This window comes from Micromonospora sp. DT44 (assembly GCF_049841635.1).
Lineage (GTDB): Bacteria > Actinomycetota > Actinomycetes > Mycobacteriales > Micromonosporaceae > Micromonospora.
In genome coordinates this window covers 29,115-55,293 of record NZ_JBNCKS010000024.1, presented here as the reverse complement: position 1 = coordinate 55,293, position 26,179 = coordinate 29,115, and the positions used below count along the sequence as shown (strand labels likewise).

The following is a 26,179-nucleotide window of genomic DNA, read 5'->3' as shown; positions in this document are numbered from 1 at the left end:
GTACGCCTGAAAGCGTTACGAAGTCGGGTACTGCGCGAGGTAGACCGGCACGCCGACCTTCGTCATGTCGGCCGCGTCGCCGACGCCGTTGACGACGTGGTCGATCGTGCCGGCGCTCAGGTTGACGGTCATGATGTGGTGCAGCCGCACACCCGGCCGGTTCGGCACCTCGAACCCGTTCTCGGTGTGGATCGACGGGTTGTTCTGGTTGAACACGTACACCCCGCCGCCGTAGAGGTCGTGGTGGCGTACCCGGTCGCCGACCTTGTAGCCGGCGTAGCCCTCGACCGGGCCGTTCATCCAGTCGGCCTGCGTGGGCGGGTCGTACGGCAGCTCGTTCTGGTACAGGACCGTGGTGCCGTGCTCGCCGTTCCAGACGGTGTTGTAACGCTGGAAGTGCTCGACGAAGAGGCCGGTGGCGGTCACGTGGTCGCCGTTGATGACCGCGCCGTACCGACCGGTGTTGGTACGCCAGCGGTCGGTGTCGCCGTTGACGCCCTCGGTGAAGCCCTCGACGCCGTGGTCGCCGCGCCACACCCACGTGTGGTCGATGAGCACGTTGTCGCTGTTGACCTCCAGGGCGGTGTTCGTCCGGCCGATGTGCGGGCCGCCGACCCGGAAGTACACGTCGGACAGCGTGGTGGGGTTGGCCGCGCTGCTGGCGTCGTGGCCGTGCTGCCGGCCCACCCGCAGCAGCACCGGCGACTCGACCGTACCGGCGTCGATCGTGACGCCCGCGACGATGACACCGGGGACGTTCGCGACGTCCAGCGGGACGGCGCCGTTCACGGCGGTGAGGGTGGCGTGGCCGATGCCGAGCACCACCGTGTTGGCCCGCCGGATCTCGATGGTGCGGGCGATGTCGTAGACGCCGGGGGTGAGCAGCAGGTGCTTGCCGCGCGCGAGCTGCGCGTTGATCACGCGGACCGGGTCGGACGGCTTGGCGATGAAGAAGTCGTCGATGCCGATGGTCCGTCCGGGGGTCATTCCGTTCGCCCACGAGACGCCCCGGCTGTCGCGCTGGGCAGCCGGCACCCGCACGTTGTAGTGGCCCTTGGCGTCCACGAACAGGTACGGCTTCTCCCGACTCACCGGGGTCGTGTCGAGGGTGGTGTACGGCGGGTCCGGGAAGGTCGCGTCGTCCGGGGCGCCCTCGACGCCCGCGAACACCTGGTTCCACACCGCGTTGGACCACCCGGCGACCTCGCTGTTACGGGTGAGCCACTGCTGCTGGGAGCCGTTGGTGGTGGCGGGCAGCCGGGAGTCGGCGATGAAGCCGCCGCTGGCGTACTGCGGGCCGGCCGTGCAGTAGTCCATCAGGGACAGTCCGCCGCCGGTGATGTTGAGCCGGCGCATCGAGACCGCCTGGGACACGGCCCAGAAGTTCGCCGTCGAGCGGCAGCCGTCCTGGCCGGCGGCGTTGACGGTGAGCGACAGGTTCGACAGGGTGCGCCAGAAGTTGACAAGCGCGAGGCAGTTGCCGGTGCCGCCATCGGCGAGGCAACGGTTGTAGACCTCGATCTTGCCGTTGACGGCGACGTCGGTGGGGGACGCGCCGAGGCCGGCGACCTCGGTGTAGTAGCCGACCTTCGCCTGCAACGGCTGCTCGGCCGTGCCGTAGCTGCCCGGCTTGAAGAGGTACGCGTGCCGCTCGGTGCCCATCTCGTTGTCGACCTGGCGGGCGTGCGCGGCGTCGAGGGTCTGCTGGATCTCCCCGACCGGCGTGGACGGGTCGAAGATGGTCACGTTCGGCCCGAAATCGGGTGTGCTGTGCGTCGGGCGGCCGGCGCTGGCCGCGGTGCCGCTCATGGTGACGGCGGCGGTCACCAGCAGGGCAAGGGTGAAGGTACGTCGGGACGGGCTCGTCATGTGGTTCGTCCTATCCACTGGGCGGACCATGGGCGCACTCGACGGTGAGAGCGCTCTCTGACCCCGTTTCTACCCGCTCGACGCCCCGTACGCCATCGCCCCGGTCGACGACGTCCACGGTGGAGCCGAGAATGGACCGCGCCGCGAGTCGCGTTCAAGATCGTCACAACATCAGGGATGTTGTTGCCTGAGACGCGCCGGAGGCAGCAACATCCCCGAAGTTGCTGCCGGGGAGGCCGGCGGCCCCGTGGTGGTCAGCCCAGGGTCAGGGGGCGCAGGCCCAGGTGGTCCAGGGCGCGGCGATCGTCGGCGGTGACGGGTTCGCGCCCGGTCGCCTTGCGCAGGAGGGTGATCGGGTCTCCGGTGGCCTTGACCGCGACCCGCCACTGTGAGCCGAAGAGCAGGCGCAACAGGTGTTCGGTGGCGGCCGGGGTGAGCCACGGCTCGTGGGGTAGCGCGTCGGCGACGTCGAGCCCGTGCAGGGCCACCTCGACGAGGCGGGTCGTCAGGAAGTCCGACAGCAGCATGGCGTCGCCGTGCCGGGTCCGGACCACCCGGTCCACGGGCTCCTCGCGGCACACCTCGACGACGGTCCGCCCAATGTTCGCGAGATCCCGCACGAGGGTGGCCGCGTCCGGGTCGGCCGCACGACGCTGCGCCGTCCGTACCCGCTCGTCGTTCGTGTCGTCGCTGAACCGCCCGTCCGCGCGGTAGTAACCCGCGGCGGTGGTCACCGCCCGCTCGGGAGCAGGCGCGGCGACCATGTCCGGCACCCGCGAGAGTACGACGATAACGTGCCCCACCACGTCGCGTACCCGCCACGGGTCGCAGCGCGTCGGCCGCTCCCACCCCAATGCCGACACCTGAGCCAGCGCACCGACAAACGCGTCGATCTCGCGACCCAGGACGGACAGGGCAGGGTCAGTCATCGTCCACCATTGTGCCGCCGACGCTTCTGACCGCTCGTTGGTACTCGATCGTCGCGGCGACCCGATCCGCGGTGACGACGCCCAGCTCGCGTTCGGTGATCCAGAGGGCCAGGTCCAGCCCAGCGGAGAGAGCGCCCGCCGTGATGCGGTCCCCGTCGTCGACCACCCGCTGGTCGAGGACGGTGACACCGAACGCCCGCAATTCCTCGTACGCGTTGCGATTGGTGGTCGCCCGTCGGCCGGTCAACAGTCCGGCGGCGGCGAGCAGGAGGCTACCGGTGCACACCGACGCCATCCAGCGCGTCGCGGGTGCGAGCTCGGCCAGCCGGGCAGGCAGCACCCCGTGCTGCGCCTCCGCCCAGGACCCCGCCGCGGCCCGGTTGAGCCAGCCCCCACCCGATACGACGATGCCGTCGGCCGGCCCGAGCACCGTTGGCACGTGCAAGTTCACGCCCCGCATGCTGCGTACCGGCCCCGGCCGCTCGACCGCGACCAGTTCGACGGTGAATCCCGCCATCGCCAGCACTTCGAAAGGGCCGAACACGTCCAGTTCGTCGAAGCCGTCGAACACCACGATCTCTACTCGCACCCGGTCAGGATCTCGTCCGGCCGCCGGCCCTGGCGAGTGGCATTCTTGCCACCGTGCACAAGCAATCCGCCACGCACCGGGTGGCCGTACTCGCCCTACCGCCCGTCGTCGCCTTCGACCTGACCATCGCGACGCACGTCTTCGGGCACGAGGGCCAGGGCCGCTACGCGACCACCATCTGCTCCCCGGACGGCGGTGCGGTGCCGACGACAACGGCAGGACTCGGCATGACGGTCGACGGTGACCTCGAGGCCGTGCGCCACGCGGACACCGTCATCGTGCCCGGCTTCAGACGCGGACCCGCGCCGGTCCGAGCCCTCGACGCCCTGGTCGCTGCAGACGACCGGGGTGCTCGCGTCGCGTCGATCTGCACCGGCGCGTTCGCGCTCGCCCAGGCCGGGCTGCTCGACGGCCGGCGGGCCACCACCCACTGGGTCCATGCCGAGGCGCTGGCTCGCGAACACCCCAGGGTCACCGTCGACGCGAACGCACTGTACGTCGACGAAGGCCGGGTGCTGACCAGCGCCGGGTTGGCCGCCGGCCTCGACCTGTGCCTCTACCTGGTCGGCCGGGACCACGGCCAGACGGCGGCCATCGAGCGCGCCCGCGTCATGGTCACACCACTGCACCGAGCCGGCGGTCAGGCGCAGTTCATTCCCCTCCAACCGACCGACGACAGTGACCTGGCGCTGGTCACCGAATGGGCGACAGCCCACCTGCACCTGCCACTGACCGTTGCGGACCTGGCCCGGCGCGGCCACCAGTCCACCCGTACGCTGCACCGCAACTTCCGGCGGCGCTTCGGCCTCAGCCCGCAGGCATGGCTGACGCAGCAACGACTACGGGCGGCGTGTGGTCTGCTCGAAGACGGCACGGTCACCATCGACGAGGTGGCCCGACGGACCGGGCTGGGCACCGCCACCAACCTGCGAGCCCACTTCCGCCGGGCCTTCGCCGCCACCCCCACGGCCTACCGCCAAGCCTTCCACCCCTGAGCCCCGCCCCCCACCTCCCCGCGATCTTGCACTTCGTGTCGACATTCTGCGGCTTTCGCGCCTTATATCACCGCAGAAAGTGCAAGATCGCCGCAGGAGGCGCACGAAGAGCTTGGGCGTGTTGCTGCTATATAGAGCAACCATGACGCGTGATCGGACCGTCGCGGGACTGCTGTTGGTAGTCGCACTGCTCAGCCTGGCCGCTTCGAAGGCCGCGCCGTTCCTGGACGACGCCCCGCTGGCGGCACGAACGGCGATCGCGGTTGTCGGCGTGGCGTGCGGCCTCGGTGGCGCCTGGCTGTGGCTCCGACGCTCCCCCGAACAGCCGTAACCCACCCGCTCCGCCCCCGCTCCGCCCCCGCTCCGCCTCCCGCTCCGCCTCCCGCTCCGTCGATCATGAAGTTGTGGTGGCGTGCAAAAGGGACTTTGGTTGCTAAAGTGGCCACCACAAGTCCATGATCGACGCCGCAGCCCGGGCCGCGAGGAGTGTGGGTCACCGGGCTGGCGCCGGCTCGGCCAGGAACTCGTCGATCATCGGGGTTAGCCAGTCGGCGCGGTGCGGGATCGTGGTGTGGGTGGTGCCGGGCAGGATGGCCAGGCGGCAGGCGGGTAGGCCGGTCAGGTCGCCGGGCACCGCGCCGCCGAGCAGCCGGAACATCCGTACCGCGTGTTCGGGCTGGATGATGTCCGCGTCGGCCAGCACGATCATGGTGGGTACGGACAGGGCCGCGATCTGCTCGGGCGTCCAGCGGGGCAGGTTCGCGTCCAGCACCTTCATCTTGGTGACCAGGTTGGCCCAGCCGGCCGGGTCCGGGGCGGTGCGCAGGTACTCGTCGTGGAACTCCGACCCGTGCAGGTGCTCCGGTCGCAGGTCCTGGATGCCGTCGAGCAGTCCGGGGTGCAGGCCCGCGTCGTCGAAGCTCACCGAGGCGAGCACCAGCCGCCCCACCCGGTCGGCGTGGTGGGTGCCCAGGCGCAGCGCCACCGCCGCGCCCATGCTCCACCCGTACACGTCGGCCTGGGCGACACCGAGGCGGTCGAGCAGCTCGACCACGTCGGCGGCGAAGTGCTCGACGGTCAGTGGACGGTCGACGTCCGGGGTGTGGCCGTGCGCCTGCAACTCTACGGCGATCACCCGCCGGGACCGGGCGAGGAGCGGCAGGATCGTGCCGAACGAGGTGCCGATGCCGGAGAGCGCGCCGTGGATGAGCAGCAGTGGCCGGCCCTCGCCGGCGCCGTGGGTCTCGTGGTAGATGTCCATGCCCACACGGTGCGCCGGCCCGCTTACGGTCCGCTTCAGGTCGGCTTACCGGCGTTCGGAACTGTGCCGAAGCCTTCGGTCCGACCGGGGATGTCGACACCGGCTTAAGATGACCGCCGTGCAGTTCGGGGTGCTCGGGCCGCTCGCCGTCACCACGGACGCCGGCGAGCCGGTGGTGGTGCCCGGCGCCAAGGTCCGCGTCCTCCTGGCCGACCTGCTCACCAACCGCAATCAGGTCGTCTCCGCCGACCGGCTCATCGACGACCTGTGGGGTGACGACTCCCCCGCCAACCCCACCGGGGCGCTCCAGGTGCGGGTGTCGCAGCTGCGCAAGGCGCTCAACGACGCCGAGCCGGGTGCCCGCGACCTGGTCGAGTCCCGCGCGCCCGGCTACCTGTTGCGGGCCGGGACGGTCGACGCCGACCGGTTCGCCGAACTGGCCCGGCACACCGACGTCGGCCGGCTGACCGAGGCCCTGGCGCTGTGGCGGGGCGAGGCGTACGCCGACGTGGCCGACGCCGAGTTCGTCCGCGCCGAGGCGACCCGCCTCGCCGAGCAGCGTCTCGCCGTGCACGAGCGACTGGCCGAGGCGCGGGTCGCCCGGGGCGAGCACGACCTGGCCGCCGCCGACCTGGCCGAGCTGGTGGCTCGCAATCCCCTGCACGAGGGGCTGCGGGCGGTGCAGCTCCGCGCGCTGTACGCGGCCGGCCGCCAGTCCGAGGCGCTGGACAGCTACACCGACCTGCGGGATCGGCTCGCCGACGAGCTGGGCCTCGACCCGAGCCCCGAACTGGTTGCCCTGCACCGCCGCATCCTCGAACAGGACGCCGGTCTGAGTGCGCCGCCGAAGGCCGCGATCATCCGCAACAGCCTGCCGGCGCAGCTCGACGAGCTGGTCGGCCGGGCCGAGGCGTTGACCGAGCTGCGTGCCCTGCTGCCCGGGCAGCGCCTGGTCACGCTGGTCGGGCCGGGTGGTGTCGGCAAGACCCGGCTGGCCACCGAGGCCGCCCGTACCCAGTCTCCGCCGGACGGCGTCCTGCTGGTCGAGTTGGCGCCGCTGCCGGCGGGCGACCCGGGCGTCGCCGAGCAGGTGCTCGGCGCGCTGGACGTTCGCGAAGCCGCCGGCGCCAGCCTGTCCCCCACCGACCGGCTCGTCACGGCGCTGCGCCAACGGCACCTGCTGCTGGTCCTGGACAACTGCGAACACGTCGTCGAGGCGGTCGCCGCGCTGGTCGCCCGGCTGCTGCGCGACGCGCCCGGGGTGCGCGTGCTCGCCACCAGCCGGGAACCCCTCGGCCTGACCGGCGAACTGCTCTGGGACGTACCCCCGTTGTCGTTGCCGCCGTCGGACGGTGACCCGGACGCGGTCCGGCGCTCGGCGGCGGCCCGGTTGTTCGCCGCCCGCGCCGCCGCCCAGCAGCGCGGTTTCCGCCTCGACGAGCGCACCGCGCCGGCCGTCGCCCAGCTCTGCCGTCGCCTGGACGGTCTCCCGCTGGCGTTGGAGCTGGCCGCGACCCGGGTCCGCGCCCTGGGCGTGCAGGGCGTGGTGGAACGCCTGGACGACCGGTTCCGGCTGCTCAGCACCCCGCAGCGCGACGTGCCGCCGCGCCAACGGACGCTGACCGCGGTGATCGGCTGGAGTTGGGACCTGCTCGACGAGGCCGACCGGCAGGTGCTCGCCCGGCTCGCGGTGTTCCGCGACGGCTGCACGCCGGAGGCCGCCGAGCTGGTCTGCCGCACCGACCTAGACGCCCTCGCCCGGCTGGTGGACCGGTCGCTGGTGGTGTTGGACGACGCACCGGACGGGCCGCGTTACCGGCTGCTCGAATCGGTCGCCGCGTTCTGCCTGGACCGCCTGGACGACGCCGACGAGGTCCGGACGCGGCACGCCGGCTACTACACCGAGCTGGCCGAGCGCGCCGACCCGGAGTTGCGCGGGCCCGAGCAGCGGCGGTGGCTGGCGCTGCTGGACGCCGAGACGGCGAACCTGCGCGCGGCGCTGACCCACGGGGGCGGGTTGCGACTGGCGGTCGCGCTGAGCTGGTACTGGTATCTGCGCGGCCGGCTCACCGAGGCGGGCCGGGCGCTCGCCGTCACCGGCGACCCGGAACAGGAGCGGAGAGCAGCCCTCTGGCGGGTCGGGTTCGCGCTGCTGCGGGGCGCCGCGGTCGCGCCGGCCGACGTCCGGGCGGCAGTCGCCGGCGACCCGGGCGGCCGGGGCGCGTGGTTCGCGGCGAACGCGCTGATCGAGCACAGTGACCTGGCACTGGCCATGGAGCTGATGCCGGCAGACGTCGACACGTGGACCGAGGCGGCCGTGCTCGCCTCGCAGGCCAAGATCGCGCACGTCGCGGGTGACCAGGCGACCCTGGAGCGTACGGCGACCCGCAGCGCGACGCTCTTCGCCGAGATCGGCGACCGGTGGGGCCGGCTCCAGGCCACCGAGTGGGTGGGCGGGCTCGCCGAGATGCGCGGCGACCACGAACGCGCCGCCGCGCTGCACGCCGAAGGGCTGCGCTGGGCCGAGGAGTTACGGCTGTGGCCGCAGGTGTGCACCGAACTGTCCTGGCTGGCCTGGCTGGCGGTGCAGACCCGGGACTATCCGCAGGCCCGGGAGCTGGCCGAACGCGCGTACCACCTGGCGGTGCAGCAGGACGCCCCGGGCGCGCTGGTCTTCGCGGAGCTGAGCCTCGGGTTGGCCGCCCGCCGCGACGGCAAGCTCGACCTGGCCGTCACCCACCTCGGCAACCTCGCCGAGCGGGGGCGCGCGGAGGCGCAGACCGCGCTGTACCTGCCGCCGGTCCTGGTCGAGCTGGGGCACGCGATCGAGCAGGGTGGCGACCCGGACGCCGCGCTGGCCCTGCACGTCGAGGCGTTCGAGGCTGCCGAGGCGATGGCCGCGCCCCGGGACGCGATCTTCGCGCTGGAGGGGATGGCGTCGGCGGTACGCGTGCCGGAGGTCGCGGCCCGGCTGCTCGGCGCGGCGACGGCCGCCCGACTGGCCACCCGTTCGCCGTGCGCGCCCGCCGAACGTGACGAGATCGACCGCGTGACCCGGCGACTGCGGGCCGCACTCGGGCCGGACCGCTTCGACGCGCTCGTCGCCGAGGGCACGAAGCTGAGCCCGGGCGAGGCCCGGGCCCAGCTCTGAGGCGACCGTCGGGCGACGGCCCCGGCGAGGAGTCAGGCGGCGCTCTTCGGCCGGTACGTCGCGACGATCACGCCGCTCTTGTGCACCCGGGTGTCGACCAGGTCGAACGATGCCGTGAAGTCGTTCAGCGGCGACGTCACGCTGGACGCGCCCTGCAACACCGGGTGGATCCAGAAGCGGACCTCGTCCACCAGACCCGCGTCGACGAGCTGGGCGGTGACCGAGCCGAAGCCGTACTGGATGATGTTCCTGCCGTCCTGGGCCTTGAGCGTGCGGACCGCCTCGACCAGGTCGCCCTGGAGCACCTCGGTGTTGTTCCAGGTGGGGTCGGTGAGGGTGGTCGAGGCGACGTACTTCTTGACGTTGTTGAAGTAGGCCGCGCCGGTCCTCGGGTCGCTCTCGTCCTGCTGCGGCCAGGCGACGGACATGCCGTCGTAGGTGGCCCGGCCCATCAGCATCGCGTCGGCGGCGTCGGTCAGCTCGCCGGCGAGGCCCATGGCCTCCTCGTCGAAGTACGGCGCGGTCCACATCGGGTTCTCGATGACGCCGTCGAGGGTGATGTAGGTCGAGTTGACGAGCTTGCGCATCGGTATCTCCTGGGTGTCGGTCGTGTTCTCCGGTGACACCCAGGACACTGCCGGGCCCCGCTTACGATTCGCTTCAGATGCCCTTGCGAGGGTCCGAAAGCGGGTCCGGAAGCGGCTCCACCAGCGGGATCGGCAGCGCCTGCGGGGCCGCCGTGCCGCCGCCGGCCGAGTGCTCCGGCGCGGGCCGGTCGTCGACGCGGCTGTGCAGGCGTCCCCGCCCGGCCGGCCCGGGGCGTCGGGTGACCCCGACGGTCACCATCGCCACCGGTGGTGGCGGGACGGTGAACCGGCCGACGCCCCAGCGCACCCAGATGGGGATCCGCCCGGCGTCCGCCTCCGCGGTCAGCTTCTGGACCGTACGGGCGCGGTCGGTGTGGTCGACCTCCAGAACCACCGGCGGCCCGTCCGGGCGGGCGCACGCCACGTCGAGGACCGAGTGCCGCTGCTGCATCGGCGGCGGCAACGGCAGCACGCTGCGCGCCCGCCGGTAGACCCGCCAGCCCTGCGCCCTGGCCCACCGCACCACCGCGTCGATCACCAGCGCCGTGACCTCGTCCGTGTCCAGGTCGACGAAGGTCAGCTCGGCGAGGGACCGGCCCAGGTCGGCGGCCAGCCGCTCACCCTGCGCCGTGACGTCCACCAGCGCAGGATAACGCCTCAGCCGAGGGTGATCACCGTCGTGGCGAGGTGCCGGGTCAGCCAGGAGGTGGTGGCCGTACGCGCCGCCTCGGCGTTGTCGCGGGCCAGGAAGTCGTGCCCCTCACCGGCGAGCACCAGGTGCCCGTGCGGCACGTCCCGGGCGGCCAGCGCCCGCGCCACCTGCGCCGACTCCCCGGCCGGCACGTTGGTGTCGTTCGCGCCGTGGATGAGCAGCACCGGCACGTCGAGCTGGTCGATACGGGTCATCGGCGACAGGTCGCGCAGCAGCTCCGCGTCACGCGCCGGATCGCCGTACTTGCTGACGGCCGCGGCGGCGATCCACGGCTCGGTGCCGGCGTAGAAGGTGCGGAAGTCGGAGATGCCGCACTCGGCCACACCCGCGGCGAACAGGCCGGGGAAGTTCACCAGCACCGCGAGTACGAGGTAGCCGCCGTAGGAGCGGCCCAGGCAGCCAAGGTGGCCCGGGATCGCGACACCGCTGTCGACGAGGTGCTCGGCGCACGCCGCCACGTCGGCGATGGCCCCGTACCGGCCGGCGAGGTTGTCGGCGGTGACGAAGGAGCGGCCGAAGCCGGACGAGCCGCGCACGTTCGGCGCGAACACCGCGATGCCCTGCGCCACGAGGGCCTGGAACAGCGGGTTGTAGCCGGGGCGTTCCTGCGCCTCCGGTCCGCCGTGCAGGCTGATCGCCGTCGGCCAGGGGCCCGGGCCGGCCGGGCGGTAGAGCCAACCGGACAGCGGCAACCCGTCGTGGGCACGCAGGTCGACCAGCTGCGGCGCGACACCCGGGCCACCCGTACGCGCGGCGTCGGTGTCGGGCCGCAATGGGCGCGGATCGCCGGTCGCCGGGTCGACCAGCCACACCTCACGGGGCTGCACCGGCCCCTGCGCGGTGAGGCAGAGCAGGTCACCGCCGTCGGCGAAGACGGCGTCGCTGAGCACCTCGCCGGGGGCGGTCACCGCCCGTTGGACACCGTTGGTCAGGTCGAACAGGCTCAGCTCGCTGCGCCCGCCGTAGGTGTTCCACAGCAGCGCGGCCCGCTCCCGCCGGGTGTCGAGCGCGACGTGCTCCAGCTCCGCGTCCGGCCGCGCCGCGACGCGCGTCGGGGTCAGCGCCGGTCGCGCGAGGTCGACGCGCACCAGCGCCGCCAGCTCGGAGAACGCGTCGGTACGCGCCAGCACGCTCGTCCCGTCGGGGCCGAACCAGCCCTGGTCGGTGCTGCCCCGGCCGGTGTCCGGCAGCAGGCGTACCCGGTCGCCGGTGGTCACGTCGAGCAGTTCCAGCCAGCGGGCGTTGCGGGGGCCACGCCGCAGCAGGGCGGACCCGCCGTCGTCGGTGACGTCCAGGAGGGTGAGCAGGTCGTCCTCGGCGAGCACCCGCCGGTGCCCGGTCTCGGCGTCGACGAGTACGGCGGCGCTCCGCTCGGCGCTCTCGGTGACCGCCATCAGCGCGCCGCCGGGCAGCCACCGGGACAGGCTCGCGCTGCGGCGGCCGAAGCCGGCGACCTGGCAGAGTCCCGTACCGTCCGGGCGCAGCACCCACAGCTCGGTGCGGGGCGCGCCGCCGGGCGCGACGACGCAGGCCAACCACTGCCCGTCCGAGGACCAGCTCACCGAGAGGACCGGTTCGTCGCCGCCGGGCAGCGCGACGGCCTCGATGGCGTCCACGTCCCGGACCCAGACGGCCGGGGTGCCCGCCCGGTCGGACACGTACGCCACCCGCCGGCCGTCCGGCGACGGCGCGGGCGCGAAGTCCTCGCCGGGAGGCGGGGTCACCGTCGGCCGGTGCCGCGCGGGGCGGGTCCGGCGCGGTACCTCGGTCCGTACGCTCATCTAAACCCCGATCCGCTGCAACCAGAGCTCCAGCAGCCCGAGCTGCCAGAGCGCGTTGGCACCCAACGTGGTCCGCTGGGCGTTCGGCGTGTCCAGCAACTCCTCCAGGTAGTCCTTGCGGAACAGACCACGCTCGCGCGCCGGGCGCGCGGTCAGCGCGTCCCGGACGTCGTCCAGCAGCGGACCGGAGAGGTGCCGGATCGCCGGCACCGGGAAGTAGCCCTTGGGCCGGTCGATCACCTCGTCGGGGACGATGCCCCGGCTCGCGGCCTTCAGCACGCCCTTGCCGCCCAGGGCCAGCTTGAGCGCCGGTGGGCAGGCGGCGGCCAGCTCGACGACCTCGTGGTCGAGGAACGGCACTCGGCCCTCCAACCCCCACGCCATCGTCATGTTGTCGACCCGCTTGACCGGGTCGTCGACAAGCATCACCAGGCTGTCCTGGCGCAGCGCCGCATCGAGCGCGGTGTCCGCGCCCGGCGCGCCAAAGTGGGCGGTGACGAACTCCAGGCTCGCGTCGTGGTCGAGCATCCACTCGGGTGCCAGGTGGCCGGCCAGCGCGTCGTGGCGACGATCGAAGAACACCCGGGCGTACGCCTCGACGGCGTCCTCGCGGGAGACGTTGGCCATCGGCGGATACCAGTCGTAGCCGGCGAAGATCTCGTCCGCGCCCTGGCCCGACTGGACCACGGTGATCCGCTTCGAGACCTCCTCGGAGAGCAGGTGGAACGCCACGCAGTCGTGGCTGACCATCGGCTCGCTCATCGCCGCGATGGCGTCGTGCACGGCCGGCACGAAACGGGCGGCGTCGATGCGGATCTGCTGGTGGTCGGTGTCGAAGTGGCGGGCGATCAGGTCGGAGTAGTGGAACTCGTCGCCGGTCTCCCCCGCCGCCGCCTCGAAGCCGATGCTGAAGGTGGCCAGCCCGGTCTGGCCCTGCTCGGCGAGCAGGGCGACGATCAGGCTGGAGTCGAGCCCCCCGGAGAGCAGCACCCCGACCGGCACGTCGGCGACCATCCGCCGCCGTACGGCGGTCCGCAGCGCCGCCATGATCCGTTCCTGCCACTCCTCGGCGGACATGGCCGGCGCGGCGGCGCGGTTGAACTCGGGCCGCCAGTAGACGGTGTCCGTCCTGCGGCCGTCGGCGGTGATCACCCGCACGGTGGCGGGCGGGAGTTTGCGGACGCCGGCCAGGATGGTGCGCGGCGGCGGCACCACCGAGTGGAAGCTCATGTAGTGGTGCAGCGCCACCGGGTCCAGGTCGGTGTCCACGTCACCGGCGGCGAGCAGCGCCGGCAGCGTCGACGCGAAGCGGATGCGGCCCGGCGTCTCGGCCAGGTAGAGGGGTTTGATGCCGAGCCGGTCGCGGGCCAGCACGAGGGTGTGCGTGGCCAGCTCGACCAGGGCGAACGCGAACATCCCGAACAGCCGCTCGACGCACGCCGTCCCCCACCGGTGGTACGCCTTGAGGATCACCTCGGTGTCCGACGTGGACCGGAAGGAGTAGCCGGCGGCGCTCAGCTCGTCGCGCAGCTCCCGGTAGTTGTAGATGCAGCCGTTGAAGACCAGGGCGAGGCCCAGCTCAGCATCGACCATCGGCTGGGCGCCGGTGTCGGACAGGTCGATGATGCGCAGCCGGCGGTGCACCAGCGCCGCCGGACCGTGCTGCCACCGCCCCTCACCGTCCGGACCGCGGGAGGACAGGACGGGGAGCATCCGCTCCAGGGCCGCCAGATCCGGTGACGCCCCGTCGAAGCGGAACTCGCCTCCGATACCGCACATGGCACACACCTCTCATCGGCTCGGTCCGCTCGGGCCGCTGACCGGTCCAGGCTTGGTGGACCCGGTTGCGTCCCGATGACATCCACATCAAGCGTGGGTTACACCGGGGGCTCTCCGGCTCCACCGAGCAGCCAGGTGTCCTTCGACCCACCTCCCCGCGACGAGTTGACGATCATGCTGCCGGCCGGCGCGACCCGGGTCAGGGCCACCGGCGCCACCTCCGCAGTCTCGCCGAGGAACACGAAGGCCCGCAGGTCAACGTGGCGAGGCGCGAGCGCCGTACCGTCGAAGACCGGGTGGGTGGTGAGCGTGACCATCTCCTGGGCGATCCACCGGTGTGGGGCGGCGAGGATCTGCTCCCGGACGGCGTCCAGCTCCTCCGCCTCCGCGCGAGGGCCGATCACCACGCGGTCGCCGCCGTACCCGTCGACCGGCTTGAGCACCAGCTCGCCGAGCCGGCCCAGCACCTCGGCGCGCTGCTCGGGCACCCCGCACAGGTACGTCGGCACGTCGCCGAGCAGCGCCTTCTCCCCGAGGTAGTACTCGATCAGCCGGGGCACGTACGCGTACAGCGCCTTGTCGTCCCCGACGCCGTTGCCGAGCGCGTTGGCCAGCGTGAGCCGCCCGGCGTGCACCGCCGCGAGCAGCGGCCAGCCCAGCGGCACACCGTCCGCGCCCTGGGCGTGCAGCAGGGCCTCCTCGTCCATCCGCAGGTAGATCACGTCCACCGGGCTGCGGTGCCCCTCGGCGACCATGTGCACCCGGCCGTCCTGGACCAGCAGGTCACCGCTCTCGGTCAGCGGCACACCCATCTCGTCGGCGAGCAGCCGGTGCTCGAACCAGGCCGGGTCACCCGGACCGCTGCTGAGCACCACCACGGCGGGGTCGTCGGCGGCGGCCGGCGCGGCGGCGACCAGCGCCCGGCGCAGCATCGCCGGCGTCTCGTCGGCGGGCAGCAGATCGTCGGGCACCGGCAGCTCGGGCAGCACCGCCTGGGTGAGCCGGCGGTTCTGCACGGCATAACCGATGCCCGAGGGCACCCGCAGGTTGTCCTCCAGCACGTACCAGCCGCCGTCGGGGTCGCGCACGAGATCGGTTCCGGACACCTGGGCGCGCGTGCCGTGTCGGCCCATGAGCGCGCCGGTCGGGCGCAGCCCCGGCGAGGATTCGACCACCCAGGCCGGTACGACACCGTCGGCCACCACGGCCCGGTCGGCGTAGACGTCGCGCAGGAACGCGTCGAGCGCGCTGTACCAGGCCGGCACGCAGCGTCCGCCAGTCGTCGGCGGGCACCACCCGGGGCACCAGGTCCACCGGGAAGAGACGGGTGCTGGCCTCGCCGGCCACGCTGAAGGTCACGCCCCGGGCGCGTTGCTCCTCGTCCCGGTCGTGTTCGCGGTGGCGCAGGCCGACGGACCCGAGGGCGCGCAGGGCGGTGAGCAGCGGACGGTACGCGGGTGAAGGCCCGGCCGGACCGAAGACCTCGTCGCCGGCGTCGGCGTACGTGGGCAGCGTGGGCGGGGGCGTCGCCCCGGCCAGGGGGGTGCGCACCCGGCCCCGGGTCTCGTCGAGCAGCAGGTCGACCACGTCGGCCAGCCGACCCCGTCGCTCGTACGCCCGTCGCTGTCGAGCGGCGGAACTGCCCCGGTCGAGGGCGTACCGGGTCAGCTCGCGGACCTGCTCCCAGTCGCCGGTCGCCTCCAACTGTGGGCGCAGGTCGGCCACGAGGCGGCGGACCGCCTCGGCGGCGGGCACCGGCCGCGCCGAGCGGGGCAGGTCGAGCAGGTCACCTTCCAGCCCGGAGCGGGCGGCCCGCCACACGGCGGCGCGCAGCACCGGCGGCCGGACGGCGGTGCGCTCGACACCGGCGCGCAGGGCGGCGACCTCCCGCCGCACGATCGCCCGGAACAGGCCGATGAGCAGGACGATCGTCTCGACGTCGGCGTTGGCGTCGGTGATGCGCAGCTCGACGGTGGGCACGTGCGCCGACGGCCGGACGTCGAAGTAGATCATGGCGGGGTCGGTGATGGTCTCGGACGCGATCAGCTCGGCGACCAGGGCTTCGTGGTCGGCCGCGCTGGTCACCTCGCCCGGGTCGCCGGCCGTGGGCCAGCGCTGCCAGACCAGCGAGCGGACGCTGGCGTAGCCGCTGTCCTGACCCATCCAGTACGGCGAACTGGTGGAGAGGGCGAGCAGCACCGGCAGCCACGGCTGGACGCGGCGGGTGACGGCCACCGCCAGGTCCCGGTCGGAGACGCCCACGTGCACCTGCGCGCCGCAGATCAACTGCTCGCGGGCGAGCAACTGGTACTCGTCGACCATCCGCCGGTACCGCGAGGTGGGTGTGACGCTCGGGTCGCCGTCGGCGCGCAGCGGCACCGTACCGGCCGCCACGATACCCAGCCCGGCCCGGTCGGCGACCTGGATCGCCGACTGCCGCAGCCGGGTCAGCTCGGCGCGGATCTCGTCCAGGGTGCGACAGACGGCGGTGTTGGTCTCCACCACGCTACGGTGCAGTTCGGCGGTGAACGACGTGGCCGGCAGCCGGTCGAGCAGTTCGCCGGCCCGGGGCACCAGTTCCCGGGTGTGCAGGTCGACGACGTGGAACTCCTCCTCCACGCCGAGGGTGGCGAGGTCCGCCGGGTCGTCGTGCCCCGGTGGGGCCGGAGCCGGACGGGATGCGGGTACGGCTCTTCCGTTGCCGGACCGGCCCACCGGCCCGTCGAACGTCGCCGCGTTCGTGGTGTTGTCGACCATGGTCACCCCGGTTCGCGTGTCGGTGGTCTCGACTGTCCGACGAGCGTTCCCAGGCTTGGTACCGAGGGTGTTTCCGGCACGTTAAGGTGACGCGCTGTTCCGCCCCGTGGTCAACGGCCCCTCTGATCACCTTCGGACAGCGAGGAGCGGCATGCCGCCGGTCATCGTTCTGACCGCGCGGCACACCGCTCGTCCTTCGTGCGAGCCCTCCCGGGGCGGGTCGGGTCAGCGCATGTTGGCCACCACGAACGGCGCGTGACCGTGCAGGTAGTTGTTCCATCCGCCGGTCACCGGCGCGCCAGGGCTGAGCAGGTTGGTGGTGTCGGTGCCGACGTCGAGCTTCCAGGCGGTCCAGGAGATGCCGTTCGCCCTCATCCAGTCGATCCAGGACTGCGCCTCCGGCAGGCAGGCCCGGCCGTCGAGGCCACCGTCGGCGTTGCTGGCGCCCCACTCGGTGACGAACAGGGCCAGGCCGGCCCGGATCGCCGCGTCGCCCTTGGCGCGCAGCGACGCGCCGTGGGTGCAGGAGTAGAAGTGCAATGTGTACATGAGGTTGGTGCCGGAGAGCGGGCTGGCCGCCGCGCCGTCCACGTCCTGCGACCACGTCGGCGTTCCGAGCACCACGATGTTGTCCGGGTCGGCCGCGCGGATCGCGGAGACGACCGCCTGGTGGTACGGCTTGATGACGCCGGTCCAACTGAACTGCAACGGCTCGTTCCACGTCTCCCAGATGACGTTGGGCAGGTGACCGTAGCGGCGTGCCAGGTCACCGAAGAACGCCACCGCCTGGGACTGGTTGTTCTGCGCCTCGTGGGCGTGCCAGTCGACGATCACGTAAACCCCGGCGCTGACCGCGTTGTTGATGATGGTCTCCACCTGCGCCCGCGCCCTGCCCGGATCGCTCAGGTACGCCCCGGCCGGCTCGACACCCATCGCCGCGCGGATCACCTGGAGGTTCCAGTTGTCCCGCATCCAGCGCAGCGCGGACAGGTTCTCGGCGTAGGGAGCGGTCTCCCAGTTGAGCCACATGCTGCTGACGCCGCGCAGTTGCACCCGGGCGCCGGACCTGTCGCACATCGTCGTACCGCAGACCCGGAGCTGCCCGTACCGCTCGACCGGCGTACCGGCGGTCGGCGGCGGGGTCGTGGGCGGCGGCGTGGTGGGTGGCGGGGTCGTCGCCGGCGGAGTCGTGGGCGGCGGCGTGGTCGGTGGCGGCGTGGTCGGCGGCGGGGGCGTGCCGCCGGAGCAGGACACGCCGGCGCCGTTGACGGTGCAGTTCACCGGCGTGCCCGAGCCCTCGACGAGGAAGCCGAACGACGTCGACGCGCCGGCCGCGAGGGTGCCGTTCCACGACACGTTGCTGAACGTGTAGTGGCTGCCGGAGGTCGTCTGCTGGGCGTTCCAGGACTGGCTGATGCGCGACCCGGCCGGCAGGTCGAACTCGACCCGCCAGCCGCTGATCGGCGCGGAGGTGTCGTTGGTGACCGTGACCTGGCCCTGATAGCCACTGCCCCAGCTGTTGGTCACGGAGAACGCGGCGGTCGCCGCGCTGGCCGGCGTGGCGATCGTCGCCACCGCGCCGGCGAGCAGGCCGGCGACGGCCAGCGACGTGACAAGTCTCAGTGTGCGCATGCGGAACCCGCTTCGGATCGACGGTGGTGGTCTGCGGCGGGGCGGCGCCTTCGCGCACAGTATCGATCGTTGACGATGTCATGCAAGCCAGGTCGGACGGCTCAGCGCCGCCAGCCCCAGCGACGCGAACCGGCCGCGCCCCGCGACCCACCCTTCTCCCGGGCCAGCATCTCGGCCGCGACGCGCAACTTCTGGGCCGGCTCGGCGGCGGCCGGACCCAGCGTCTCGACGAACCGGTTGCCCATCGACAGCACCATGGCCGCCCGGTCCAGGTCACCGATCAGGATCAGGCACTGGGCGTACACCCCGTAGGTGTTGGCCATCTCCCAGAACGACAGCGGACGCGCCATGTCCAGCAGACCCTGTCGCAGCTCACAGGCCCGCGATGCCGCCAGCGCCGCCTCCTGGGCGCCCTCGGTCGGCGACGGCCGGGTGAGGTGCCGGTGCAGCAGCGCCACCGCCTGGTTGTGGTAGGCCGTCCCCATCGCCTCCCGCGTCCGCGGCCCGGCGGACGGGGGCGAGCCGGCGGAGGTCAGGCCCACCGTCACGGCACGCTCCAACAGGTCCCTGCGGGTGGCGGGCTGACCGGCGGCGAACGAGACCTCGGCCAGATCCACGAGCGCGGTGATCAGTTCGGCCAGGGCGTCGTCCCGGGGTGCGGCGGCGATGCTCCCGCCCTCGGCCGCCACGGCGTCGTACACCCGCTCGAAGACGACGACCGCCTCACCGCCGGGGGCCATCGCGTCGGTGGCCCGGCCCCGCGCGGACAGCAGCATGCTGTGCCGCCACAGCGCCCGGGCCAACTGCTGCTGGTCCTCCCGCGCGGCCCGGCCCGGCCCCCGCACGGCCTCCCGGTACGCCTCGATCACCCGGGTCCAGAGCCGGTCGGCTTCCGCCCACGTCTCCTGTCGCGTCGAGCGCTCCCGTGCCTGCTCGAACAACCGTCGCCGCTCGTCCGGTCCCATGCCGCCCACCGCCCTTCGCGCCAGCCCCCAGCCCACACCGGCAAAAGCAGTGAGCGTTGTCGATTCTAGTGCGGGCCGACGATCATCACCGGGGCCCACGCCGAACGGCAGGCCGGCAGGCCGGCAGCCAGTGCACCTGGCCGGGCGGCACGGCCTCACTGGGTCGCGATCACGATGCAACGCCGCAACTCGGCAATCGCCTCGGGCGCCCCCTCGACAGTGACGCCGCTCGACCCGCCGGGCAGCTCCCTCCCCCACACCCAGCGCAGCATCGCCGCGGGCGGTCCGGTCACCGTCGCGTCGGCGACGTCGGCCACGCCGTCGGTCACCCGAAACAGATCCCGTCCGGTACGCACCGACCAGGCCGCGCCGTCGGTACGGACGGCGATCGTCCAACCCGGCGAGCCCGCCAGCATCTCGCTGAAGTAGGGGGTCCACTCGGCCACCGAGTACTCCACGAACACCCGGAGCAGCTCGTCGACGCCGTCCACGGCGAGGTCGTCGGGAATGGGCGCGATCGGCGCCCCGACGCCCAGCTCGGCGTCGACGCGGTGGATGACGGTCTCCTGCGCCATCCGGCGGATCCAGAAGCCGACATGCCGACCGGGCGCGTACCACGAACCCGCAGGGTCCGCCGGGTCGTGGGCGACGAACTCGGCACGCAGCCCGGCGTACGCGCGGTCGAGCAACGCCAGCGGGTCCTCCGATGCCAGCTCCGCTGGCGGCCACGGCTCGGGTTCGACGCCCTCGCGGATGGCCAGGGTTTTGTGTAGGTAGACCTCGCCGACATGGCGAGCCAGGTCGGCGACGGTCCAACCGGGGCAACTCGGCACGGCGGCGCCGGGGTCCGTGGGCACGAGCGCCCGCAGCCGGACGAAGTCGTCCGTCAGGCAGTCGAGATATCGTGGGTTCTCCATGGCCGACAGCTCAGCACAGGGCTACGACAGGGCTACGACAGGGCGCCGCCGGCGCAGCGGGTGGCGGCCAGCGGTCGTAGCGTGGGGGTCATGCGAACCACCACGCTGGGCAGTGCGGGGCCCGAGGTCGGCGTCATCGGTCTCGGGTGCATGGGCATGAGCCACGGATACGACATCACCGGTCCTCGCGACGACGACACCTCGATCTCCGTGATCCGGCAGGCGCTGGATCTGGGCGCCACGCTGATCGACACGTCCGATGTGTACGGGCCGTACACCAACGAGGAGCTGGTCGGGCGGGCGCTGGCCGGCGGCCACCGGGAGCGGGCCGTCCTGGCGACGAAGGTCGGGCTGGTCGCGACGTCCCGGACCGGCGGCACCGGCAACTCACCGAAGCTCGGCAACAACGGCCGGCCGGAGCATATCCGCGCGGCGATCGACGACAGTCTGCGCCGCCTCGGCACCGATCACGTCGACCTCTACCAACTGCACCGCGTCGACCCCGACGTGCCCATTGAGGAGTCCTGGGGCGCGATGGCGGAGGTCGTCGCGGCGGGCAAGGCGCGACAGATCGGCCTGTCCGAGGTGACGGTGGCCCAGATCGTACGGGCCCAGGCGGTGCATCCGGTGGCGTCGGTGCAGTCCGAGCTGTCGCTGTGGACCCGGGATCCGCTCACCGAGGTGCTGCCGTACTGCGCCACGCAGGGCATCGCGTTCCTGCCGTTCTCCCCGCTGGGTCGAGGTTTCCTCACCGGACGGTTCGCGTCGTTCGACGACCTGCCGGCCGACGACTTCCGACGCGGCCTGCCGCGCTTCCAGCAGGAGGCGCTGGCCGCCAACCTCGCCATCGTCGGCCGGGTCCGGGAGATCGCCGACCGGGCCGGCGTCAGCCCCGCGCAGGTCGCCCTCGCGTGGGTCGTCGCCCAGGAGGATCAGGTCATTCCGATCCCCGGCACCAAGACCCCGAAGTACCTGGTGGACAACTGCGCGGCGGGCGACGTGCGACTCGGCGCCGAGGAACTGGCCGACCTCGACGCCCTGCCGGCTCCCGAGGGCGGTCGCTACTGAGCATCCGGCGGCCCGGCGTTCAGCCGGGCTGCCGGACCGTCACCGGCGGGCCGAACCGCACCCCGACGCCGGGCGAGTAGAGCACGCTGACCGGCGGTCCGACCGGTGCCGGCAGTCCGGCGGCGGCGACGAGTTCGTCGTCCAGGCGCAGCAGCTCCGCCCGGTACAACGGCCAGCGGGGATGCCAGTTCGGCAGGTGCAGCGTGCGACCGTATGCCCGGGTGTGCAGCCCCCACCGGGCGGTGAGGAAGTGGTCCAGGGGGGTGGGGTCGGCGATGCCCTCCCCCACCCGGACCTCCATCCGGCTCGTCGTACCCGCCGGGCCGGGCCAGCGACGCCGGCACCGGTAGGTGAGTCGGTCGCCGTCGCGGTCCAACCGCATCGACGACCAGAGGTACGGCAGACGCAGCGTCGCCTGGGCCACCAGCACGGGCACCAGGCGGGAGGCGTCGAGCGACCGGAACACGACGGCCCGCCGCCCGGTGTCGTCGACCGAGTAGAGCCGGACGTTCGTCTCGGCGAAGGTGCCGAAGTACGGCACCCCCGGCCCGCGACCGAAGCCCAGCCCGACCATCCGGAAGCCGATCAGGCCGACGAAGCTCACGCCGTCCAGCGTGTCCGGACGAGTGCCGGCGGGCAGCAGCGGCGCGACGAGTTCCGGAGCGACAGCCCAGTGCAGGAAGGTGAGGTCCTCCCACCGCTGGCGCAGGATCGTCCGGGGGAACGTTCGGCGGGGCGCGTCGTCGACCGGTTCGATGTCCACGCCCCTCATCCTGACGCAGTCGCGCGCACCGACCCACGGCCCGCCGACGGGCCGGGTAGCTGCGGCGGGGACCGGCCCGGGCCGGCGCCCCTGCGCTCCACACCGCCTGCGGTAGCGGCCCGCCGCGTCCGCCGTACGCTTGAAGAGCAGACATGTTCAGAACGGGCGGTTCGGGGAGGAACTGGGCATGACGGTGGGTGACGCCGAACTGGTGACGCTCGCGCAGGCAGGCGACGCGGGGGCGCTCGGCGTGCTGCTGACCCGCCACGAGGCGGGCATGCGGGCGGTCGCGGTGAGCCTGCTCGGCTACGGACCGGATGCCGAGGACGCCGTGCAGGACGCGATGGTGACGGCGCTGCGGCGCGTCGGCGAGATCCGTGACTCGGCAGCCGTCGGGCCGTGGCTGCGCACGGTCGTCCGCAACAACGCCCGGATGACACTGCGCGCGCCGCGTCCGACGCCGGTCGCCGACCCGGGATGGTTCGCCCACCCCGCCACCGAACCCACCCCGGAGGAGTCCCTGGACTCCGGCGCGCTGCGCGACTGGGTGTGGCACGCCATCGGGGAGTTGTCCGAGCCCGACCGCCTGGTCACCATGCTGCGGTACTTCAGCGACGCCTCGTCGTACGACCAGATCGCGGCCGTGTGCGGCGTGCCGGTCGGCACCGTCCGCAGCCGCCTCAGCCACGCCCGGCGGGCCCTCGCCGGCGGCCTGCGCGCGGCGGCGACCTCGACCCACGCCGACGTCCGCGCGGCCGGCGACGCGCGGTGGCGCGAGGGCGTCGACATGATCGCCACGGCGATGCGGGGCGACTTCGACCATGTGGTCCACGACACCTGGTGGCCGGACGCTCAGATGGTCGTTCCCGGTGGGCCACGCGGTGGCCGCGAGCTGGCGGTGCGTGGCATGACCAGCGACCTGCACGCCGGGGTACGACAACGGCTGCGCACCGTCGTGTCCAGCGGCGACGTGCTCATCTGGGAGACCGACCTGCTCAGCCCGCCGGACAACCCGGACCACTGCCCACCGGCGGCGCTGTGGTTGCAGGTGCTGCGCGAGGGGCGGGTACGTCAGCTCACGCTGTTCCACCCCGTTCCGGCGCGGCTCTGAGAAAACTTTCCCGCCGAGCGAACTTTCCCGGCGACCCGCGCATCTGGTCGGTGTCCAGCCACCAGTTGCCGTCGCGGCACACGCCGCACGGGCCAGGAGATCGGGAGACAGTTCATGGGTTCCACCCACCACGACACCGGCGCGCTCGCGCCCGGCGCCCACTCGTTCACCGTCGGCGGGGTGCGGCAGGTCTACCACGTCGCCGGCACCGGCCCGGTCTGCGTGGCGCACTCGGGCGGCCCCGGCATCGAGTGGTCCTACCTGCGGACGCCGAGCCTCGAAGAGCACTACACGATGGTGTACCTCGAGCCGGTCGGCACCGGCGCGTCGGGAAGACTCGACAGTGCCGACGACTACCGGATGGACACCTATGTCCGCTTTCTGGACGCGGTCGTCGCGCACCTCGGGGAGCCCCGGGTGTACCTGCTCGGGCACTCGTACGGCGGTTTCGTCATTCAGCGCTACGCCCTGGAGCACCCGGACCGGGTGGCCGGGCTCATCCTGTACGACACCTCGCCGCTCACCGGCGCCGACTTCTGGGCCGAGGCGATGACCAACCTCGCCGCCTACCCGCAGCGGCACCCGGATCGGCCGGAGGCGGCGGAGATCCCGGCCGCTCTCCAACGGGCCCTCACCGCCACCGACGACGAGACGCTGAGCGCCGGTCTGGGCGCCGCGCTGCCGGTCTACTTCGCGGACTTCTGGGCTCGACAGGCCGAGTTCGCCCCGTTGCAGGCGGGTCTGCGGGCCTGGGCGGCGCCGGCCGGCGCGCAGGACCCGGTTCCGTTCGACGTGCGCGACCGGCTCGGTGAGATCACCGCTCCGGCCGTGGTGATCGTCGGGGCGTACGACTTCATCTGCGGCCCGCGCTACGCCGAGGAACTGCACGCCGGCCTGAAGGACTCGCGGCTGACCATCTTGGAGCAGAGCGGGCATTTCGGTCACATCGAGCAGCCGGCGGAGTTCACCGAAGCCGTGGTGGAGTTGCTGAAGCGGTGATGCCCGTCGCCCCCGAGGCCTGTTCGTCACAGCGGGCAGGCCTCGGGAGCCGGCCGTGTTGCACGGTCATAGGCTTGGCACTTCGCTGCGCCGTGACGAAGGAGAGATCGCCGTGAGCCAGACGGATTCCGTCGACGAGTGGAACGTGGCCGAGGACGACGGGGTGCTGGACGCCTCCGACACCCTCGACGACGATCGGGTCGGCGACCCCCTCGACACCGGCATCGTCGCCGCGGACCACTGGACGGCGGCGAACCGGTTCGGCACCACCCCCGCCGAGGAGCGGGCGGGCGAGTCGTTGGACCAGTACCTCGCCCAGGAGGAGCCGGACGTCGACCCGTACGCCGAGGGTGGCGACGACGAGGACGAGCTGACCCGCCGGGGGTACGAGACCGAGGCGCGCGCGGGCCGTCTCGTCGAGTACGACGAGGGCGTCCGCGAGGACGACGAGGCCGACTCGGTGGCGTGGGACGCCGGGATCGACGCGGGCGGCGCGAGCGCCGAGGAGGCTGCGGTGCACGTGGTCGAGGAACCGAACGGGCCGGGCGACGGTCCTCTGCGCTGACCGGCACACCGCCGCGCTCGACACCGCAACGGGCGTCGAGCGCGGCGGGCGCGTCGGTTAGTGGATGACGACCGGCGTCTTCGGCAGCTCGGTCTGCTCGTCACCGAGCGGCTGCGCGGGCGTACGCCGACGCGGCAGCAGGGCGGCCGGAATGAAGGTGGCCAGCACGAGCGCGAACCCCACCCAAAACGTGTGGGCGAACGACTTCGCGGCGAAGTCGAGACCGCGCTCGATGATCGAGGCGAGGGTCGAGGGGTCCACCGGCACCTGCGCGAGCACCTCCGGTCGTTGCTGAGAGGCGATGGCCAGCCCGGCCTCGGTGACCGGCTTGCCGCTCTCGTCCACCAGGCCGGGGATCGGCCGGGAGCCGTTCAGCTCGTTGGTGAGGATCACCGACATCACGGCGGCGCCGACCGAGCCGCCGATCTGCTGCAGGATGTTAACGAGCGTCGAGCCGCGCGCGACCTCCTGCGCCTGCAACGTCCGCAGCGCCGACGTCATGATCGGCATCATCGTGCCGCCCATGCCCAGGCCCATCACGAACAGCGACCCACCGAGCAGCCAGTACGACGTCTGCGGGTCGACCTGGGTGAAGCCGAAGAACCCGACGACGATCAGGGCCAGCGCGAACGGGACGGTACGGCCGATGGGCACCCGGTCGGCGAGGGTTCCGGCGATCGGCATGGTGATCATCGCGCCGATGCCCTGCGGAGCCATCAGCAGGCCGGCGGCCAGCGTGGACTCACCGCGCACCTGCAGGAAGTAGCTCGGGAACAGCAGGCCGGCGCCCATGAACGCGATGATGAACACGAACAGCGTGGACGCCGCGATGGTGAGGTTGCGGTTGCGGAACAGTCGCAGGTCGAGCAGCGGGTGCCGGGGCTTGAAGGAGTAGAGCACGAACGCCACCACCAGCGCGCCGCCGACCAGCATCGGGGCCCACACCTTGTTCGCACTGAACGTGCCCGCCTCCGGCAGCGACGAGACGCCGTACAGGAAGAGCGCGAGACCCGGGGAGAGCATCAGCATGCCGAGGAAGTCGAAGGACTCCGACGGCTCGGGGGCGTCCTTCGGAAGGGCGAACTGCGCGTAGATCAGGGCGATGACACCGATCGGCAGGTTGATCAGGAAGATCCAGTGCCAGCTCGCGGTGTCGATCAGCCAGCCACCGAGGATCGGGCCACCGATCGGACCGAGGAGCATCGGGATGCCGAGGACGGCCATCAGCCGGCCGATCCGGTGCGGCCCGGCCGCCCGCGTCATGATCGTCATGCCGAGCGGCATGAGCATGCCGCCGCCGAGGCCCTGCAGGACACGGAAGCCGATCAACTGGCCGATCGAGTCGGCGGTGGCGCAGAGCCCCGACCCGATCGTGAACAGGGCGAGCGCCACCATGTAGAGCCGCTTCGTGCCGAACCGGTCGGCCGCCCACCCGCTGAGCGGGATCACCGTGGCCAGGGCCAGCGTGTAGCCCGTCATCGTCCAGGCCACCCGGGCGTAGGTGGCGTCGAACTCGCTTTGGAACGTGGGCAGCGCGACGCTGACCACGGTCACGTCGAGGATCGACATGATCGCGCCAAGGACGACGACACCCGCCACCTTGAGCACCGCGGCGTCGAGCTTGTCCGATGTCGCGACGGATTGCTGTGTCACTAACTCTCCTGAGGTCGGTTGATCCGGACCGATGGTGGGCGGTGGCGGCGATCGCCGCGCCGACCAGGCGCGGGACGCGACGTGCCGGGGCGACGA

The 26,179-nt window shown here is 72.5% G+C and carries 21 protein-coding genes and 1 pseudogene; 7 read left to right on the top strand and 15 right to left on the bottom strand.

Annotation, left to right across the window (positions count from 1 at the left end):
* Window positions 1-15: 15 nt before the first annotated feature.
* The 3 genes from ACLQ25_RS15970 to ACLQ25_RS15960 form a co-directional block, all read right to left on the bottom strand.
* Complete coding sequence (locus ACLQ25_RS15970; protein ID WP_425731652.1) at window positions 16-1,869, bottom strand: adenylyl cyclase; 1,854 nt, start codon at window positions 1,867-1,869, stop codon at window positions 16-18.
* A gap of 254 nt (window positions 1,870-2,123) precedes the next feature.
* Window positions 2,124-2,798, bottom strand: a complete 675-nt coding sequence (locus ACLQ25_RS15965) for a maleylpyruvate isomerase N-terminal domain-containing protein (RefSeq protein WP_425731651.1) — start codon at window positions 2,796-2,798, stop codon at window positions 2,124-2,126.
* Window positions 2,791-3,387: a DJ-1/PfpI family protein gene (locus ACLQ25_RS15960; RefSeq protein ID WP_425731650.1), complete on the bottom strand. Its 597-nt coding sequence runs from the start codon at window positions 3,385-3,387 to the stop codon at window positions 2,791-2,793. Before ACLQ25_RS15960 ends, ACLQ25_RS15965 begins: the two co-directional genes overlap by 8 nt.
* A gap of 53 nt (window positions 3,388-3,440) precedes the next feature.
* Between ACLQ25_RS15960 and ACLQ25_RS15955 the strand changes: the two genes are divergently transcribed.
* Entirely contained in the window at window positions 3,441-4,382 is a 942-nt protein-coding gene (locus ACLQ25_RS15955; protein ID WP_425731649.1) for a GlxA family transcriptional regulator, read from the top strand.
* 142 nt (window positions 4,383-4,524) lie between these two features.
* On the top strand, window positions 4,525-4,713 hold the full coding sequence (locus ACLQ25_RS15950; protein ID WP_425731648.1) for a hypothetical protein: 189 nt from the start codon (window positions 4,525-4,527) through the stop codon (window positions 4,711-4,713).
* Window positions 4,714-4,875: 162 nt separating this feature from the next.
* Here the strand turns inward: ACLQ25_RS15950 and ACLQ25_RS15945 are convergent, their stop codons facing one another.
* A complete protein-coding gene (locus ACLQ25_RS15945; protein ID WP_425731647.1) occupies window positions 4,876-5,643 on the bottom strand; it encodes an alpha/beta fold hydrolase in 768 nt (255 codons plus the stop codon).
* A 109-nt stretch (window positions 5,644-5,752) separates the two neighbouring features.
* Here ACLQ25_RS15945 and ACLQ25_RS15940 point away from each other — a divergent pair, with 109 nt between their 5' ends.
* The gene (locus ACLQ25_RS15940) at window positions 5,753-8,794 is read left to right on the top strand and encodes a BTAD domain-containing putative transcriptional regulator (protein ID WP_425731646.1); all 3,042 of its coding nucleotides are present in this window, start codon (window positions 5,753-5,755) and stop codon (window positions 8,792-8,794) included.
* Between the two features lie 32 nt (window positions 8,795-8,826).
* Here ACLQ25_RS15940 and ACLQ25_RS15935 read toward each other — a convergent pair whose 3' ends face one another.
* From ACLQ25_RS15935 to ACLQ25_RS15895, 9 genes and pseudogenes are all read right to left on the bottom strand, one after another.
* Window positions 8,827-9,381, bottom strand: coding sequence for a dihydrofolate reductase family protein (locus ACLQ25_RS15935; protein WP_425731645.1), 555 nt, complete (start codon window positions 9,379-9,381; stop codon window positions 8,827-8,829).
* Between the two features lie 73 nt (window positions 9,382-9,454).
* On the bottom strand, window positions 9,455-10,021 hold the full coding sequence (locus ACLQ25_RS15930) for a hypothetical protein (protein WP_425731644.1): 567 nt from the start codon (window positions 10,019-10,021) through the stop codon (window positions 9,455-9,457).
* 17 nt (window positions 10,022-10,038) lie between these two features.
* Window positions 10,039-11,874: a S9 family peptidase gene (locus ACLQ25_RS15925; RefSeq protein WP_425731643.1), complete on the bottom strand. Its 1,836-nt coding sequence runs from the start codon at window positions 11,872-11,874 to the stop codon at window positions 10,039-10,041.
* Complete coding sequence (locus ACLQ25_RS15920) at window positions 11,875-13,653, bottom strand: N-acetylglutaminylglutamine amidotransferase (RefSeq protein ID WP_425731642.1); 1,779 nt, start codon at window positions 13,651-13,653, stop codon at window positions 11,875-11,877.
* Between the two features lie 98 nt (window positions 13,654-13,751).
* Window positions 13,752-14,855: a circularly permuted type 2 ATP-grasp protein gene (locus ACLQ25_RS15915; RefSeq protein ID WP_425731641.1), complete on the bottom strand. Its 1,104-nt coding sequence runs from the start codon at window positions 14,853-14,855 to the stop codon at window positions 13,752-13,754.
* A 418-nt stretch (window positions 14,856-15,273) separates the two neighbouring features.
* Window positions 15,274-16,410, bottom strand: a pseudogene (locus ACLQ25_RS15910) (carboxylate-amine ligase); the annotation flags it as partial.
* A gap of 225 nt (window positions 16,411-16,635) precedes the next feature.
* Window positions 16,636-18,042: a cellulase family glycosylhydrolase gene (locus ACLQ25_RS15905; RefSeq protein WP_425731640.1), complete on the bottom strand. Its 1,407-nt coding sequence runs from the start codon at window positions 18,040-18,042 to the stop codon at window positions 16,636-16,638.
* 101 nt (window positions 18,043-18,143) lie between these two features.
* Complete coding sequence (locus tag ACLQ25_RS15900) at window positions 18,144-19,007, bottom strand: hypothetical protein (RefSeq protein ID WP_425731639.1); 864 nt, start codon at window positions 19,005-19,007, stop codon at window positions 18,144-18,146.
* Window positions 19,008-19,162: 155 nt separating this feature from the next.
* Window positions 19,163-19,924 carry a maleylpyruvate isomerase family mycothiol-dependent enzyme gene (locus tag ACLQ25_RS15895; protein WP_425731638.1) on the bottom strand — a complete coding sequence of 254 codons (762 nt, stop codon included), beginning with the start codon at window positions 19,922-19,924 and terminating at the stop codon, window positions 19,163-19,165.
* 90 nt (window positions 19,925-20,014) lie between these two features.
* Between ACLQ25_RS15895 and ACLQ25_RS15890 the strand changes: the two genes are divergently transcribed.
* Window positions 20,015-20,992 (top strand): aldo/keto reductase, encoded by a 978-nt coding sequence (locus ACLQ25_RS15890; RefSeq protein WP_425731637.1) that lies wholly within the window; start codon window positions 20,015-20,017, stop codon window positions 20,990-20,992.
* 19 nt (window positions 20,993-21,011) lie between these two features.
* On the opposite strand, the gene ACLQ25_RS15885 is transcribed toward ACLQ25_RS15890, so the two are convergent.
* On the bottom strand, window positions 21,012-21,755 hold the full coding sequence (locus ACLQ25_RS15885) for a YqjF family protein (protein ID WP_425731636.1): 744 nt from the start codon (window positions 21,753-21,755) through the stop codon (window positions 21,012-21,014).
* A gap of 187 nt (window positions 21,756-21,942) precedes the next feature.
* Here ACLQ25_RS15885 and ACLQ25_RS15880 point away from each other — a divergent pair, with 187 nt between their 5' ends.
* The 3 genes from ACLQ25_RS15880 to ACLQ25_RS15870 all read left to right on the top strand — a co-directional run bounded on the left by ACLQ25_RS15880 (window position 21,943) and on the right by ACLQ25_RS15870 (window position 24,430).
* Window positions 21,943-22,866 carry an RNA polymerase sigma factor gene (locus tag ACLQ25_RS15880; RefSeq protein ID WP_425731635.1) on the top strand — a complete coding sequence of 308 codons (924 nt, stop codon included), beginning with the start codon at window positions 21,943-21,945 and terminating at the stop codon, window positions 22,864-22,866.
* A 114-nt stretch (window positions 22,867-22,980) separates the two neighbouring features.
* Complete coding sequence (locus tag ACLQ25_RS15875; RefSeq protein WP_425731633.1) at window positions 22,981-23,865, top strand: alpha/beta fold hydrolase; 885 nt, start codon at window positions 22,981-22,983, stop codon at window positions 23,863-23,865.
* Window positions 23,866-23,977: 112 nt separating this feature from the next.
* Window positions 23,978-24,430: a DUF5709 domain-containing protein gene (locus ACLQ25_RS15870; RefSeq protein ID WP_425731632.1), complete on the top strand. Its 453-nt coding sequence runs from the start codon at window positions 23,978-23,980 to the stop codon at window positions 24,428-24,430.
* Window positions 24,431-24,487: 57 nt separating this feature from the next.
* On the opposite strand, the gene ACLQ25_RS15865 is transcribed toward ACLQ25_RS15870, so the two are convergent.
* Window positions 24,488-26,083 (bottom strand): DHA2 family efflux MFS transporter permease subunit, encoded by a 1,596-nt coding sequence (locus ACLQ25_RS15865; RefSeq protein ID WP_425731631.1) that lies wholly within the window; start codon window positions 26,081-26,083, stop codon window positions 24,488-24,490.
* Window positions 26,084-26,179 lie beyond the last annotated feature (96 nt).